Here is a 13,565-nt window from a genome sequence, read left to right as displayed (position 1 = left end):
TGCAGACCTTCCTCACCAGACGTAGGCGAGGACTTCCCCGCCCACCCCTCGCTTGCGGGCCTGCCGGTCGGTGAGCAGCCCCTGGGACGTCGAGATGACGGCCACGCCCAGACCGCCGAGTACGCGCGGCAGTTCCGGCGCCTTGGCGTACACCCGCAGACCGGGCTTGGAGACGCGCCGGATACCGGCCAGGCTGCGCTCACGGTTCGGGCCGTACTTCAGCTCTACCACCAGGGTCCTGCCGACGGCGTCGCCCTCCGGCTCCTGCACCGACCAGGCGGAGACGTAACCCTCGGCCTTGAGGACCTCGGCGATGTTCGCCTTGATCTTCGAGTAGGGCATCGTCACCCGGTCGTGGTACGCCTGGTTGGCGTTGCGCAGACGGGTCAGCATGTCTGCGATCGGGTCGGTCATCGTCATGGGTATTCGTCAGCCTTTCTCACCGCGGTTCCCGCGTGTGTGATCCGCGGGCCTACGGCGAAGCGGGAAGCCTTGCGACCGGTCCGGCTCGGCGCGTCTAACGCCACGCCGCGACCTCCAGACCAGTCGTCGATTGAGTTACCAGGAAGCCTTGGACACGCCAGGCAGCTCGCCGCGGTGCGCCATCTCACGGATGCACACCCGGCACAGGCCGAACTTGCGGTAGACCGCCTTCGGCCGCCCGCACCGCTGGCAGCGGGTGTAGGCACGCACCGAGAACTTCGGCTTACGCGCCGCCTTGAGGATCAGCGCCTTCTTGGCCATGGATCAGCTCTCCTTGAACGGGAAGCCCAGCAGCTTGAGCAGCGCCCGGCCCTCGTCGTCCGTCTTCGCGGTGGTCACGATGGTGATGTCCATGCCCCGCGGCCGATCGATCCGATCCTGGTCGATCTCGTGGAACACCGACTGCTCGGTGAGCCCGAACGTGTAGTTGCCGTGGCCGTCGAGCTTGCGCCCGTCCAGGCCCCGGAAGTCACGGATACGCGGAAGCGCGATGGACAGCAGTCGGTCCAGGAACTCCCACATCCGGTCGCCGCGCAGCGTCACCTTGGCGCCGATCGGCATGCCCTCGCGGAGCTTGAACTGCGCGATCGACTTGGTCGCCCGCCGGACCTGCGGCTTCTGGCCGGTGATGGTGGCCAGGTCACGGACGGCTCCATCGATCAGCTTGGCGTCACGAGCGGCTTCGCCGACACCCATGTTCACCACGACCTTGACCAGGCCCGGGATCTGCATCGGGTTGGCGTAGCCGAACTGCTCGCGCAGCTGGCTGACGATCTCGGAGCGGTAGCGCTCCTTGAGGCGCGGCGTGACCTTCTCAGCAGTGGTCGTCGTCATCACAGGTCCTTACCGTTGCTGCGCGCGACGCGGATCTTCTGGCCGCTGTCGTCGAGCCGGTACCCGATGCGGGTCGGCTTGCCGTCGGAGTCGAGCACCATCACGTTCGACACGTGGATGGGCGCTTCCTGGGTGACGATGCCACCGGTCTTCGCGCCGCGCTGGGTGGTGCTCACACGGGTGTGCTTCTTGACCCGGTTCACGCCCTCGACCAGGACCTTGTCGAGCCTGGGGTAGGCAGCGATGACCCGACCCTTGGCTCCCTTGTCCTTGCCGGCGATGACGAGAACCGTGTCGCCCTTCTTTACCTTCACGGTCTACAACACCTCCGGGGCGAGAGAGATGATCTTCATGAACCGCTTGTCCCGCAGCTCACGCCCGACGGGGCCGAAGATACGGGTACCCCGCGGGTCTCCGCCGTCCTTGATGATGACGGCGGCGTTCTCGTCGAAGCGGATGTACGACCCGTCGGGCCGCCGCCGCTCCTTCGCGGTGCGCACCACGACGGCCTTGACCACGTCGCCCTTCTTGACGCCGGCGCCCGGGATCGCGTCCTTCACGGTGGCGACGATGACGTCGCCGATGCCTGCGTAGCGCCGACCGGAGCCGCCGAGTACGCGGATGCACAGAATCTCCCGGGCACCCGTGTTGTCGGCGACGCGCAGTCGCGACTCCTGCTGGATCACGTCAACTCCTGTATGTCTGCCGGTTCTTCGGAGACCTGCCCCGAAGCCTGGCGGAACTCAACGCCGTTGGGCGCTTACTTGGCCTTTTCGAGGATCTCCACGACCCGCCAGCGCTTGGTGGCGGACAGCGGTCGGGTCTCCATCAGCAGCACCCGGTCGCCGATGCCGCACGAGTTCTGCTCGTCGTGCGCCTTGAGCTTGGTGTTGCGCCGCATGACCTTGCCGTACAGCGGGTGCTTGACCCGGTCCTCGACGGCCACGACCACGGTCTTGTCCATCTTGTCGCTGACGACCAGGCCCTCACGGACCTTGCGCCGGCCGCGCTCCTCAACGTTCTCACTCATGACGCCACCTCAACCGGCGCGGCCGAGAGACCCAGCTCGCGCTCGCGCATGATCGTGTAAACCCGGGCGATCTCGCGCCGGACAACCTGTAGCCGGCCGTGGTTCTCCAACTGGCCGGTGGCCGCCTGCACCCGCAGGTTGAACAGCTCGGCCTTGGCCTCGCGCAGCCGCGTGACCAACTCCTCGTCGGAGAGTTCACGCAGCTCAGCAGCCTTGGTGCCCGCTGCCATCAGCCCTCAGCCCCTTCGCGTGTGACGATGCGGCACTTCATGGGAAGCTTGTGGATCGCGCGACGCATCGCCTCTCGCGCAACCGCCTCATTCGGGAACGACATCTCGAAGAGAATCCTTCCCGGCTTCACGTTGGCTACCCACCACTCGGGCGAGCCCTTACCGGAACCCATCCGGGTCTCGGCCGGCTTCTTGGTGATCGCCTGGTCGGGGAACACCGTGATCCAGACCTTGCCACCACGGCGAATGTGCCGGGTCATGGCGATACGGGCCGACTCGATCTGCCGGTTGGTCACGTACGCCGGCTCGAGAGCCTGGATGCCGAACTCGCCGAAGCTCACCCGGGTGCCGCCCTTGGCCGCACCGCTACGGTCCGGGTGGTGCGGCTTGCGGAAGCCCTTCGGGGGCTTACGCGGCATCAGCATTGATCAGCCCTCCTGCTGCGTTTCTGCCGGCGCGACCTGCTCGGCCGGAGCCGCCACGTTGCTCTCCGCGGCCTGTGCGGCGGCGGCCGCACGACCAGCCTCGGTGCCACCGGCGGTCGTACCCGACGAGCCGGAACGGCCGCGGCGCGGACGCTCGGGCCGCTCGCGGCGACCACGGGACGGAGCCTGCTCGGCCGGGGCCTCACGGCCCGGCACGGCGTCGCCCTTGTAGATCCAGACCTTCACGCCGATCCGGCCGAAGGTCGTACGAGCCTCGAAGAAGCCGTACTCGATGTTGGCCCGCAGCGTGTGCAGCGGGACCCGACCCTCGCGGTAGAACTCGGTCCGGCTCATCTCGGCGCCGCCGAGGCGGCCCGACACCTGCACCCGGATACCGCGAACCAGCGGGTTCTTCATCGCCGACTGCATGGCCTTGCGCATCGCCCGGCGGAAGCTGACCCGGCTGGACAGCTGCTCGGCGACGCCCTGCGCCACCAGCTGCGCGTCCGACTCGGGGTTCTTGACCTCGAGGATGTTCAGCTGGATCTGCTTGCCGGTCAGCTTCTCCAGCTGACCCCGGATGCGGTCGGCCTCGGCACCCTTACGGCCGATCACGATGCCGGGGCGGGCGGTGTGGATGTCCACACGGACCCGGTCCCGGGTGCGCTCGATGTCGACCTTGGCGATGCCGGCCCGCTCCAGGCCCTTGGACATCATCCGGCGGATCTTGACATCCTCCGCGATGTAGTCCTTGTAGAGCTTGTCCGCGTACCAGCGGGACTTCCAGTCGGTGCTGATGCCGAGCCGGAACCCGTGCGGGTGAACCTTCTGACCCATTACTCGGTCTCCTCCTCGGCCGCAGCCGTCGCCGGCTCCGCCTTCTTGGTCGCCTTGGCCGGAGCCGCCTTCGCGGCCTTGGTCGCCTTGGCAGGGCCGCGGCGCTGCTGCGCCGGCGGCACGCTCTCGACCGCGATCGTGATGTGGCACGTCCGCTTGCGGATCCGGTACGCCCGGCCCTGCGCCCGCGGCCGGAACCGCTTGAGCGTGGGGCCCTCGTCGACGTACGCCTCGCTCACGAGCAGCGAGTCGGGGTCGAGCCGCTCGTTGTTCTCGGCGTTGGCGATCGCGCTGGCCAGAACCTTGTACACCGGCTCGCTGGCCGCCTGCGGGGCGAACTGCAGTACCGTGAGCGCCTCCTTCGCGGGCAGGCCGCGAACGAGGTCGACCACACGGCGCGCCTTCATCGGCGATACGCGCACGTACCGCGCAACGGCTCGGGCACCCGGAAGCGCCGGAGCTGCCTTCGTTGGCATCGCTGTTGTCTCCTGTCGTTCCTTCGACCCGCTAGCGGCGGCGGCTCTTTCGGTCTTCCTTTTCGTGACCCTTGAACGTGCGGGTCAGGGCAAACTCGCCGAGCTTGTGCCCGACCATCGCCTCGGTGATGAACACCGGGACGTGCTTGCGCCCGTCGTGCACGGCGATCGTGTGCCCGAGCATCTCGGGAATGATCGTCGAGCGCCGCGACCACGTCTTGATCACGTTCTTGGAGTTCTTGGCGTTCTGCGCGTCCACCTTCTTGACCAGGTGGTCGTCGACGAACGGCCCTTTCTTCAGGCTGCGAGGCATCTTCTATAGCTCCTTAGCCGCGCTTCCGGGTGGCGTAGCGCCGACGGACGATGAGGCGGTCACTCGGCTGGCCCTTCCGGCGGGTACGACCCTCGGGCTTACCCTTCGGGTTCACCGGGTGACGACCACCGGAGGTCTTACCCTCACCACCACCGTGCGGGTGGTCGACCGGGTTCATGGCGACACCCCGGACGGTCGGGCGCTTGCCCTTCCACCGCATCCGGCCAGCCTTGCCCCAGTTGATGTTCGACTGGTCGGCGTTGCCGATCTCGCCCACCGTGGCCCGGCAGAACACCGAGACGCGGCGAATCTCACCCGACGGCATGCGCAGCGTCGCGTAATCGGCCTCGCGGCCCAGCAGCTGGATGCCGACGCCGGCGGAACGGGCCAGCTTGGCCCCACCGCCCGGACGCAGCTCCACCGCGTGGATCGTGGTACCCACCGGGATGTTGCGCAGCGGCAGGTTGTTGCCCGGCCGGATGTCGGCGCCCGGGCCCGACTCGACCCGGTCGCCCTGGGCCAGCCCCTGCGGCGCGATGATGTAGCGCTTCTCGCCGTCGAGGTAGTGCAGCAGCGCGATGCGCGCGGTCCGGTTCGGGTCGTACTCGATGTGCGCGACCTTCGCCGGCACGCCGTCCTTGTCGACCCGCTTGAAGTCGATCAGACGGTACTGCCGCTTGTGGCCGCCACCCTGGTGGCGAGCGGTGACCTTGCCGTGGGCGTTACGACCGCCCTTGTTCGGCAGCGGGCGCAGCAGCGACTTCTCCGGCGTCGACCGGGTGATCTCGGCGAAGTCGGAGACGCTGGAGCCGCGACGACCCGGGGTCGTGGGCTTGTATTTGCGGATAGCCATTGTCTTTAACCCCTCAGCTGACCGGGCCGCCGAAGGCCTCGATCCGGTCACCGTCGGCGAGCTTGACCATCGCCCGCTTCGTGTCCTTGCGCTTGCCCCAACCGGTGCGGGTGCGCTTGCGCTTGCCCTCGCGGTTGAGCGTGTTCACCGTCAGGACGCGAACGTTGAAGATCTGCTGAATCGCGATCTTGATCTCGGTCTTGTTCGCGTCCGGGTGGACCAGGAACGTGTACCAGTTGCGGTTGAGCTCGCCGTAGCTCTTCTCGGAGACGACCGGCGCGAAGATGACGTCCCGCGGGTCAGCGACCGTGCTCACTGCTCGCCCTCCTTGTTGCCCGCCACGGCGAGGAACTCGTCCAGCGCGTCCGTGGTGAAGACGACCTGGTCGGCGACCAGCACGTCGTACGTGTTGAGCTGGTCCGCGGCGAGCAGGTGCACCCTGGCCTCGTTGCGCAGGCTCAGCCAGTTGACCTCGTCGGCCCGGCCGAGCACGACCAGCACGCGGCGCGCCTCGGCGACCGAGTTCAGCACCTTCAGCGCGTCCTTGGTCTTCGGGGTGTCGCCCTCGACGAACGTCGAGACGACCGCGACCCGCCCGTCACGCGCCCGGTCCGACAGCGCACCACGCAGCGCGGCGGCCTTCATCTTCTTCGGGGTCCGCTGGCTGTAGTCGCGCGGCACCGGGCCGTGGACGACGCCACCACCGGCGAACTGCGGTGCCCGGATCGAACCCTGGCGGGCCCGACCGGTCCCCTTCTGCTTGTACGGCTTCTTGCCGCCGCCGGAGACCTCGCCGCGGGTCTTCGTCTTGTGCGTGCCCTGGCGGGCGGCCGCGAGCTGGGCCACCACGACCTGGTGCATCAGCGGAACGTTGGCCTGCGCGTCGAAGATCGACGCGGGCAGCTCGACCGTGCCCGAGGCGTTGCCGTCGACACCGATCACGTCAACCGTGGTCACTTCGCACCACCCTTCTTGACCGGGGCCTTCGCCGCGGAGCGCAGCAGGATGAGCGCGCCGGCCGGTCCGGGGACCGCGCCGCGGACCAGGATCACGTTGTTCTCCGGGTCGACAGCCTGCACGGTCAGGTTCTGCACGGTGAAGCGGACGCCACCCATGCGACCGGCCATCCGCATGCCCTTGAAGACGCGGCCCGGCGTCGCGCAGCCGCCGATCGAACCGGGCGAGCGGTGCTTGCGCTCGACACCGTGGCTGGCGCGCAGGCCATGGAAGCCGTGCCGCTTCATGACACCCGCGAAGCCCTTGCCCTTGGTGCGGCCGGTGACGTCGATCAGCTGGCCGGGCGCGAACGTCTCGACCGTGACCTCCTGGCCCAGCGTGTACTCGCTGGCGTCCCCGGTCCGCAGCTCGACGATGTGCCGGCGCGGCGCCACGCCCGACTTGGCGTAGTGACCGGCCTTGGGCTTGTTGACCTTCCGCGGGTCGATAGCGCCGTACGCGAGCTGGACGGCCGCGTAGCCGTCGGAGTCCGCAGTGCGCACCTGGGTCACGACGTTCGGGCTGGCCTGAACCACGGTCACCGGTACAACACGGTTGTTGTCCCAGACCTGGGTCATGCCGAGCTTGGCGCCCAGGATCCCCTTGACTTGCCTGTCCATTAGTCCGGTCCCTACAGCTTGATCTCGATGTCGACGCCAGCCGGCAGGTCGAGGCGCATGAGCGAGTCGACCGTCTTCGGGGTCGGGTCGATGATGTCGATCAGACGCTTGTGCGTGCGCATCTCGAAGTGCTCGCGCGAGTCCTTGTACTTGTGCGGCGAGCGGATCACGCAGTAACGGTTGATCTCGGTCGGCAGCGGCACCGGGCCCGCGACCTGCGCCCCGGTACGCGTCACCGTCTCGACGATCTTCCGTGCCGAGGAGTCAACGACCTCGTGGTCATAGGCCTTGAGCCGGATGCGGATCTTCTGTCCCGCCATGGTGGCTTCTGTTCCTTCTCTTTGCGATCCTCGCCGGCTTGCTCGCCAGCGCACCGACCTCTTCCGACGGCCCCGGCGCCGCAGGTGAGAACTGCGACCCGGCCCTGTCTTCCGACCCCCGCGGTCGGGCGTGTCGCGGCCTAGGGCCAGGCTCCGCCCCCGCCGGATCTCCCGGAAGAGGCATCGGATGGCCCTGGGGCGCCGCACGCCCGGCTGCGGAAGCGAGGCGCCTCGCGGGATCCGCTCCCGCCGGGCGCCGCGCGAGGCGGCCGAGACACTCTAACAGAGCCAGACCCATCGAAGAGCCAGGCCCCTGCAGCGTGACTCGACCGCCCGCAGCGCAACCTATTCAGTATGCCGTAACAAGCACGACAATGTGAAATCGGGTGGTGGGGGCCACTCAGTGACCCCCACCGGGTACTACTTGAGAATCTTGGTAACGCGACCGGCGCCGACGGTCCGGCCACCCTCACGGATGGCGAACTTGAGGCCCTCCTCCATGGCGATCGGCTGGATCAGCTGAACCGTCATGGCGGTGTTGTCGCCCGGCATGACCATCTCGGTGCCCTCAGGCAGCGTGACGACGCCGGTGACGTCCGTGGTACGGAAGTAGAACTGCGGCCGGTAGTTCTGGAAGAACGGGGTGTGCCGGCCGCCCTCCTCCTTGGAGAGGATGTAGACGGTCGCCTCGAACTCCGTGTGCGGGGTGGTCGAGCCGGGCTTGACCACGACCATGCCGCGCTCGACGTCCTCGCGCTTGATACCACGAAGAAGCAGACCGACGTTCTCGCCGGCGCGCGCCTCGTCGAGGATCTTGCGGAACATCTCGATGCCGGTGCAGACGGTCTTCATCGACTTCGGCTTGATGCCGACGATCTCGACTTCCTCGTTCGGCTTCAGCACGCCACGCTCGCAGCGGCCGGTGACGACCGTACCGCGACCGGTGATCGTGAAGACGTCCTCGATCGGCATGAGGAACGGCTTCTCGGTCTCGCGCTCCGGCTGCGGGATCGCGGTGTCGACGGCGTTCATCAGCTCCATGAGAGCGTCCGCCCACTTGGGGTCGCCCTCGAGGGCCTTGAGCGCCGAGACGCGCACGACCGGCAGGTCGTCGCCCGGGTACTCCTGGCTCGACAGCAGCTCCCGCACCTCGAGCTCGACCAGCTCGAGCAGCTCCTCGTCATCGACCATGTCGCTCTTGTTGAGCGCCACGACGATGTAGGGAACGCCGACCTGGCGAGCCAGCAGCACGTGCTCGCGGGTCTGCGGCATCGGGCCGTCGGTCGCGGCGACCACCAGGATCGCGCCGTCCATCTGGGCGGCACCGGTGATCATGTTCTTGATGTAGTCCGCGTGACCGGGGCAGTCAACGTGCGCGTAGTGCCGGGCCTCGGTCTGGTACTCGACGTGCGCGATGGAGATCGTGATACCACGAGCCTTCTCCTCCGGCGCCTTGTCGATCTCGTCGAACGGCGTGTACGGGTTGACGTCCGGGTACCGGTCGTGCAGGACCTTGGTGATCGCCGCGGTCAGCGTCGTCTTCCCGTGGTCGATGTGACCAATGGTGCCGATGTTGACGTGCGGCTTAGTCCGCTCGAACTTCGCCTTCGCCACTGGTGTCCTCCTGTGGACTTCTTGGTTCGTTCCGCGCGGCGCTTGCGGCCCCGACGGACTTGTCGACTTGGGTCTTGCGGCCGGAAGCCTCAGGCCCGGTGATGCAACCCGCTCCGGCCCCCGACGAGTGGCGTCTCCCCCGGCCCCCGCGTTTGGCGCGGGAGCCGGGATCAACTCACTCCCCGGTCGCCTTTGCGATGATCTCCTTGGCGACGCTCGCAGGAACCTCGTTGTAGGAGTCGAACTGCATCGAGTAGCTCGCCCGGCCCTGGGTCTTCGACCGCAGGTCGCCGACGTAGCCGAACATTTCCGACAGCGGCACCAGGGCACGGACGACGCGGGCACCGCCGCGCTCCTCCATGGCCTGGATGATGCCACGCCGGGAGTTGAGGTCGCCGATGACGTCACCCATGTGGTCCTCCGGGGTGACGACCTCGACGGCCATCATCGGCTCGAGGAGTGCCGGGTCGGCCTTGCGGGCCGCTTCCTTGAGCACCATCGAACCGGCGATCTTGAACGCCATCTCGGACGAGTCGACCTCGTGGTACTGACCGTCGAGCAGCGTCAACTTGATGCCGACCAGCGGGTACCCGGCCAGCACGCCGTACTGCATCGCGTCCTGGGCACCGGCGTCGACCGAGGGGATGAACTCCTTCGGGATGCGACCACCGGTCACCGCGTTCACGAACTCGTACGTCGCGCCCTCGGAATCCATCGGCAGCGGCTCCAGTTTGCAGACGACCTTGGCGTACTGACCGGAGCCACCGGTCTGCTTCTTGTGTACGTAGTCGATCTTTTCCACCGTGCCGCGGATCGTCTCGCGGTAGGCCACCTGCGGCTTGCCGACGTTGGCCTCGACGTTGAACTCGCGCCGCATCCGGTCGACGAGGATGTCGAGGTGCAGTTCGCCCATGCCGGAGATGACCGTCTGGCCGGTCTCCTCGTCGTTGCGGACCCGGAAGGTCGGGTCCTCCTCGGCGAGGCGCTGGATGGCGGTGCTCAGCTTCTCCTGGTCGGCCTTGGACTTCGGCTCGATCGCCACGTCGATGACCGGCTCGGGGAAGGTCATCGACTCCAGGATGACCGGGTTGGCCGGGTCGCAGAGCGTGTCACCGGTAGTGGTCTGCTTGAGACCCTGCACGGCGATGATGTCGCCCGCCTGCGCGACCGACCGCTCCTCACGCTTGTTGGCGTGCATCTGGTAGATCTTGCCGATCCGCTCCTTGCGGTCCTTCGTCGAGTTCACGACCTGCGAACCCGACTCCAGCTTGCCGGAGTAGAGGCGGACGTAGGTGAGCTTGCCCAGGTGCTTGTCGGTCTGGATCTTGAAGGCCAGCGCCGAGAAGGGCTCGTCGATCGACGTCTTACGCGTCATCGGCGTCTCGCCGTCGGTCGCCGTGCCCTCGATCGCCGGGATGTCCAGCGGTGACGGCAGGTACGCGACGACGGCATCCAGCATGGGCTGAATGCCCTTGTTCTTGAACGCCGTACCGGTAAGAACCGGGTTGGCCTTACCGGCGATCGTGGCGCGGCGGATGCCGGCCCGGATCTCGTCGGCCGAGAGCTCCTCGCCCTCGAGGTACTTCATCATGATCTCGTCATCGACGTCAGCGAGCGTCTCGAGCAGCTTGTCGCGCCACTCCGCCGCCTGGTCCGCGAGGTCGGCCGGGATCTCCTCGACCGCGTAGTCCTCGCCCTTCTGGGTCTCGCCGCGCCAGGTCAACGCGCGCATCTCGACCAGGTCGACGACGCCGATGAAGTCAGACTCGGCACCGATCGGGATCTGAAGCACCAGCGGCGTGGCGTTGAGCCGGTCGATCATCATCTGGACGCAGCGGAAGAAGTCCGCACCCGTACGGTCGAGCTTGTTGACGAAGCACATCCGGGGCACGTTGTACTTGTCCGCCTGGCGCCAGACGTTCTCGGTCTGCGGCTCCACGCCGGCCACACCGTCGTAGACCGCGACAGCACCGTCCAGCACTCGCAGCGAGCGCTCCACCTCAACCGTGAAGTCGACGTGGCCGGGCGTGTCGATGATCTGGATCGTGTGGCCCTTCCACTCGCACTTGGTGGCGGCGGAGGTGATGGTGATACCGCGCTCCTGCTCCTGCTCCATCCAGTCCATGACGGCAGCGCCCTCGTGGACCTCACCGATCTTGTAGGTGATACCGGTGTAGAACAGAATGCGCTCGGTCGTGGTGGTCTTACCGGCATCGATGTGAGCCATGATGCCGATGTTGCGGAGCTTGGCAAGGGCGGCGTCTGCGGCAGCCACGATGATCCCTACTTCGTCTCGATGGTCTGTGTTACCAGCGGTAATGCGCGAAGGCCTTGTTGGACTCCGCCATCTTGTGGGTGTCCTCCCGGCGCTTCACCGCGGCACCGAGGCCGTTGCTGGCGTCGAGCAGCTCGTTCATCAGGCGCTCGATCATGGTCTTCTCACGGCGGGCGCGCGAGTAGGTGACGAGCCAGCGCAGACCGAGCGTGGTGGCGCGCTGCGGGCGCACCTCGACCGGCACCTGGTAGGTCGCGCCACCGACACGGCGGCTGCGCACCTCGAGGGTCGGCTTCACGTTGTCCATCGCGCGCTTGAGCGTGACGACCGGGTCGGTGCCGGTCTTCTCACGGCATCCCTCGAGCGCGGCGTACACGACACGCTCGGCCAGCTGGCGCTTGCCATCCATCAGGATCTTGCTGATGAGCTGGGTGACCAGCGGCGAGTTGTACACCGGGTCAGCGACGAGCGGCTTACGCGGCGCGGGGCCCTTACGAGGCATGTCAGCTCTTCTCCTTCTTCGCACCGTAGCGACTGCGCGCCTGCTTACGGTTACGCACACCCTGCGTGTCCAGCGAACCGCGGACAATCTTGTAGCGGACGCCGGGGAGGTCCTTCACCCGGCCGCCGCGCACGAGCACGATCGAGTGCTCCTGCAGGTTGTGTCCGACACCGGGGATGTACGCGGTGACCTCGATCTGGCTGGTCAGCCGGACACGCGCCACCTTGCGCAGCGCGGAGTTCGGCTTCTTGGGCGTGGTCGTGTACACACGGGTGCACACGCCGCGCCGCTGAGGGCTCCCCTTCAGCGCCGGCGTCTTCGTCTTAGTCGTCTTCGCCTGGCGGCCCTTGCGGACCAGCTGCTGGATTGTGGGCACCGGGTTCCTGTCTCCCTTCGGCCTCGCGGCCGTGCCGTCATTGGTGCTGTGGTCTTCGTCCCGTCCTCGCCCGGTCGCGTCGGCGGCAGGGGCCCGTCGGGCCTCTACCGACCCCCGCGGTCGGGCGTGTCGTCCGCACACGGGGATCCAGCTCAATTTTCAAGCCGGATTTACCGGTGGCGCGCCGTGGTGTCGGTGTGAGCCGGCCTGGGCACGCACGAGTTGCCCGGCAAGGACCGGGCACGAAGGGAAAGAGTACCCACCACGTGCACGCAGGTCAAAACGGGGTGCCCACATACGGGTGGCGAGAAGCTCTGTCACCCAAGGGTACCCGCTGATCCCCTGATCGTCCCCTCAGTTTCAGATCAACAATGCCACCACCATCGCCGTCGCCGTCAACACCAGACCTACCGCACCGCAGACCTCGCCGGTGATCGCCATGCCGCGCCCGGTCACCCGACCACCCGAACGGGCGACCTGGCGCACACTGACCCAGCCGAGCCCGATCGCGCCGGCCCCCGCCGCGGCAGCCAGGACGGCGAACGCTCCACCGACCAGCGGCCCCCACCCCTGCTTCGCCCCGGTGAGGCCGAAACAGGCGACCGCGAACGCGACCAGCACCGACATGATCCCCGCCACCATGGAACCCACGGCCTGACCGGAAACGGTCGGGGCGACGGTGAGGTATGCCAGGCCGAACCCGGTACCGGCCACCGGCTCGACCTGTGACGGGAGCGGAGCGGGTGGAGGCGCCGGCGGTCGCGCACCCGGATACGGGGCACCCTGGGGTGGGTACGGGTAGCCCGGCGGTGGGTACGGGTGGCCCGGCGCGGCACCCGGCCAGGGCTGCGGCGGCCATCCCGGCGGCGGGTAGGACTGCCACTGCGGGTAGGGCGGGTACGGCTGCGGATAGGGCGGGTACGGCTGCGGATAGGGCGGCTGCTGCGGCGGCGGGTAGGGCGGCTGCGGGTAGGACGGCTGCTGCGGATAGGGCTGCGCGTTCGCGGCCGGGTCGGACGCACCCGACCAGGGGGACGTGGACTGCCGCAACGCCGGCCTCGGCGGGTACCCCGGCTCCCCCGACCTGGCGGGGCCGGTCGGCGCGCCGGGCGCGGGCACCCGCTCACCCTCCGCCCGCGGCTCGGGTTCGGGTGTCCCCTCGTGCTCCGCCCGCGGCTCGGGTTCGGGCGTCCCCTCGTGCTCCGCCCGCGGCTCGGGTTCGGGCGTCCCCTCGTGCTCCGCCCGCGGCTCGGGTTCCGGTGCACGCGGGTCGCCACCCCCGGCCGGAGACCCGTCACTCACCACGTACCCCGCTCAGCCGGCGAAGGCCGCGCGGCCCCGCGGAGACCGGTCCGGCACCCGCCGCGACCGCCTGGAAGTC

Annotated in this window: 21 protein-coding genes; all 21 read right to left on the bottom strand. The window is 68.0% G+C overall.

Features of this window, described 5'->3' with window-relative positions:
• Window positions 1–12: 12 nt before the first annotated feature.
• Entirely contained in the window at window positions 13–420 is a 408-nt protein-coding gene (rpsH, locus tag ACNTMW_RS08740; protein WP_426632919.1) for a 30S ribosomal protein S8, read from the bottom strand.
• 138 nt (window positions 421–558) lie between these two features.
• Window positions 559–744 carry a type Z 30S ribosomal protein S14 gene (locus tag ACNTMW_RS08735; RefSeq protein ID WP_167925044.1) on the bottom strand — a complete coding sequence of 62 codons (186 nt, stop codon included), beginning with the start codon at window positions 742–744 and terminating at the stop codon, window positions 559–561.
• Between the two features lie 3 nt (window positions 745–747).
• Entirely contained in the window at window positions 748–1,317 is a 570-nt protein-coding gene (gene rplE / locus ACNTMW_RS08730; protein WP_426632918.1) for a 50S ribosomal protein L5, read from the bottom strand.
• Complete coding sequence (gene rplX / locus ACNTMW_RS08725; RefSeq protein WP_426632917.1) at window positions 1,317–1,631, bottom strand: 50S ribosomal protein L24; 315 nt, start codon at window positions 1,629–1,631, stop codon at window positions 1,317–1,319. Before rplX ends, rplE begins: the two co-directional genes overlap by 1 nt.
• 3 nt (window positions 1,632–1,634) lie before the next feature.
• A complete protein-coding gene (rplN, locus tag ACNTMW_RS08720; RefSeq protein ID WP_168116194.1) occupies window positions 1,635–2,003 on the bottom strand; it encodes a 50S ribosomal protein L14 in 369 nt (122 codons plus the stop codon).
• A gap of 74 nt (window positions 2,004–2,077) precedes the next feature.
• Complete coding sequence (rpsQ, locus tag ACNTMW_RS08715) at window positions 2,078–2,347, bottom strand: 30S ribosomal protein S17 (RefSeq protein ID WP_426632916.1); 270 nt, start codon at window positions 2,345–2,347, stop codon at window positions 2,078–2,080.
• Entirely contained in the window at window positions 2,344–2,577 is a 234-nt protein-coding gene (rpmC, locus tag ACNTMW_RS08710) for a 50S ribosomal protein L29 (protein ID WP_426632915.1), read from the bottom strand. The genes rpsQ and rpmC overlap by 4 nt, the downstream gene beginning before the upstream one ends.
• On the bottom strand, window positions 2,577–3,002 hold the full coding sequence (rplP, locus tag ACNTMW_RS08705) for a 50S ribosomal protein L16 (RefSeq protein ID WP_167925039.1): 426 nt from the start codon (window positions 3,000–3,002) through the stop codon (window positions 2,577–2,579). Before rplP ends, rpmC begins: the two co-directional genes overlap by 1 nt.
• Before the next feature lie 3 nt (window positions 3,003–3,005).
• Window positions 3,006–3,839: a 30S ribosomal protein S3 gene (gene rpsC, locus ACNTMW_RS08700; RefSeq protein WP_426632914.1), complete on the bottom strand. Its 834-nt coding sequence runs from the start codon at window positions 3,837–3,839 to the stop codon at window positions 3,006–3,008.
• Window positions 3,839–4,315, bottom strand: a complete 477-nt coding sequence (gene rplV, locus ACNTMW_RS08695; RefSeq protein WP_426632913.1) for a 50S ribosomal protein L22 — start codon at window positions 4,313–4,315, stop codon at window positions 3,839–3,841. The genes rpsC and rplV overlap by 1 nt, the downstream gene beginning before the upstream one ends.
• Before the next feature lie 31 nt (window positions 4,316–4,346).
• Window positions 4,347–4,628: a 30S ribosomal protein S19 gene (rpsS, locus tag ACNTMW_RS08690; protein WP_426632912.1), complete on the bottom strand. Its 282-nt coding sequence runs from the start codon at window positions 4,626–4,628 to the stop codon at window positions 4,347–4,349.
• Window positions 4,629–4,641: 13 nt separating this feature from the next.
• Window positions 4,642–5,481: a 50S ribosomal protein L2 gene (gene rplB / locus ACNTMW_RS08685; protein ID WP_426632911.1), complete on the bottom strand. Its 840-nt coding sequence runs from the start codon at window positions 5,479–5,481 to the stop codon at window positions 4,642–4,644.
• Window positions 5,482–5,494: 13 nt separating this feature from the next.
• Complete coding sequence (gene rplW, locus ACNTMW_RS08680) at window positions 5,495–5,797, bottom strand: 50S ribosomal protein L23 (protein WP_426632910.1); 303 nt, start codon at window positions 5,795–5,797, stop codon at window positions 5,495–5,497.
• Window positions 5,794–6,438: a 50S ribosomal protein L4 gene (gene rplD / locus ACNTMW_RS08675; RefSeq protein WP_426632909.1), complete on the bottom strand. Its 645-nt coding sequence runs from the start codon at window positions 6,436–6,438 to the stop codon at window positions 5,794–5,796. Before rplD ends, rplW begins: the two co-directional genes overlap by 4 nt.
• A complete protein-coding gene (gene rplC / locus ACNTMW_RS08670) occupies window positions 6,435–7,097 on the bottom strand; it encodes a 50S ribosomal protein L3 (protein WP_426632908.1) in 663 nt (220 codons plus the stop codon). Before rplC ends, rplD begins: the two co-directional genes overlap by 4 nt.
• A gap of 11 nt (window positions 7,098–7,108) precedes the next feature.
• Entirely contained in the window at window positions 7,109–7,417 is a 309-nt protein-coding gene (gene rpsJ, locus ACNTMW_RS08665; RefSeq protein WP_018347762.1) for a 30S ribosomal protein S10, read from the bottom strand.
• Between the two features lie 420 nt (window positions 7,418–7,837).
• Window positions 7,838–9,031 carry an elongation factor Tu gene (gene tuf, locus ACNTMW_RS08660; RefSeq protein ID WP_426632907.1) on the bottom strand — a complete coding sequence of 398 codons (1,194 nt, stop codon included), beginning with the start codon at window positions 9,029–9,031 and terminating at the stop codon, window positions 7,838–7,840.
• A 175-nt stretch (window positions 9,032–9,206) separates the two neighbouring features.
• Window positions 9,207–11,306 (bottom strand): elongation factor G, encoded by a 2,100-nt coding sequence (gene fusA, locus ACNTMW_RS08655; RefSeq protein WP_426632906.1) that lies wholly within the window; start codon window positions 11,304–11,306, stop codon window positions 9,207–9,209.
• A 31-nt stretch (window positions 11,307–11,337) separates the two neighbouring features.
• On the bottom strand, window positions 11,338–11,808 hold the full coding sequence (gene rpsG, locus ACNTMW_RS08650) for a 30S ribosomal protein S7 (protein WP_426632905.1): 471 nt from the start codon (window positions 11,806–11,808) through the stop codon (window positions 11,338–11,340).
• A 1-nt stretch (window position 11,809) separates the two neighbouring features.
• Complete coding sequence (gene rpsL, locus ACNTMW_RS08645) at window positions 11,810–12,184, bottom strand: 30S ribosomal protein S12 (RefSeq protein ID WP_426632904.1); 375 nt, start codon at window positions 12,182–12,184, stop codon at window positions 11,810–11,812.
• Window positions 12,185–12,544: 360 nt separating this feature from the next.
• Entirely contained in the window at window positions 12,545–13,486 is a 942-nt protein-coding gene (locus ACNTMW_RS08640) for a hypothetical protein (RefSeq protein ID WP_426632903.1), read from the bottom strand.
• Window positions 13,487–13,565: the final 79 nt, after the last annotated feature.

The organism is Planosporangium spinosum, from assembly GCF_049999945.1.
GTDB lineage: Bacteria > Actinomycetota > Actinomycetes > Mycobacteriales > Micromonosporaceae > Planosporangium > Planosporangium spinosum.
The sequence above is the reverse complement of the archived record's forward strand: the minus strand, read 5'-3'. Positions and strand labels throughout refer to the sequence as shown.

Coding starts and splice junctions, on each gene's coding strand:
- rpsH (WP_426632919.1), bottom strand. CDS start 420: ATGACGATGACCGACCCGATCGCAGACATGCTGACCCGTCTGCGCAAC.
- ACNTMW_RS08735 (WP_167925044.1), bottom strand. CDS start 744: ATGGCCAAGAAGGCGCTGATCCTCAAGGCGGCGCGTAAGCCGAAGTTC.
- rplE (WP_426632918.1), bottom strand. CDS start 1,317: ATGACGACGACCACTGCTGAGAAGGTCACGCCGCGCCTCAAGGAGCGC.
- rpsQ (WP_426632916.1), bottom strand. CDS start 2,347: ATGAGTGAGAACGTTGAGGAGCGCGGCCGGCGCAAGGTCCGTGAGGGC.
- rpmC (WP_426632915.1), bottom strand. CDS start 2,577: ATGGCAGCGGGCACCAAGGCTGCTGAGCTGCGTGAACTCTCCGACGAG.
- rplP (WP_167925039.1), bottom strand. CDS start 3,002: ATGCTGATGCCGCGTAAGCCCCCGAAGGGCTTCCGCAAGCCGCACCAC.
- rpsC (WP_426632914.1), bottom strand. CDS start 3,839: ATGGGTCAGAAGGTTCACCCGCACGGGTTCCGGCTCGGCATCAGCACC.
- rplV (WP_426632913.1), bottom strand. CDS start 4,315: ATGCCAACGAAGGCAGCTCCGGCGCTTCCGGGTGCCCGAGCCGTTGCG.
- rpsS (WP_426632912.1), bottom strand. CDS start 4,628: ATGCCTCGCAGCCTGAAGAAAGGGCCGTTCGTCGACGACCACCTGGTC.
- rplB (WP_426632911.1), bottom strand. CDS start 5,481: ATGGCTATCCGCAAATACAAGCCCACGACCCCGGGTCGTCGCGGCTCC.
- rplC (WP_426632908.1), bottom strand. CDS start 7,097: ATGGACAGGCAAGTCAAGGGGATCCTGGGCGCCAAGCTCGGCATGACC.
- rpsJ (WP_018347762.1), bottom strand. CDS start 7,417: ATGGCGGGACAGAAGATCCGCATCCGGCTCAAGGCCTATGACCACGAG.
- rpsG (WP_426632905.1), bottom strand. CDS start 11,808: ATGCCTCGTAAGGGCCCCGCGCCGCGTAAGCCGCTCGTCGCTGACCCG.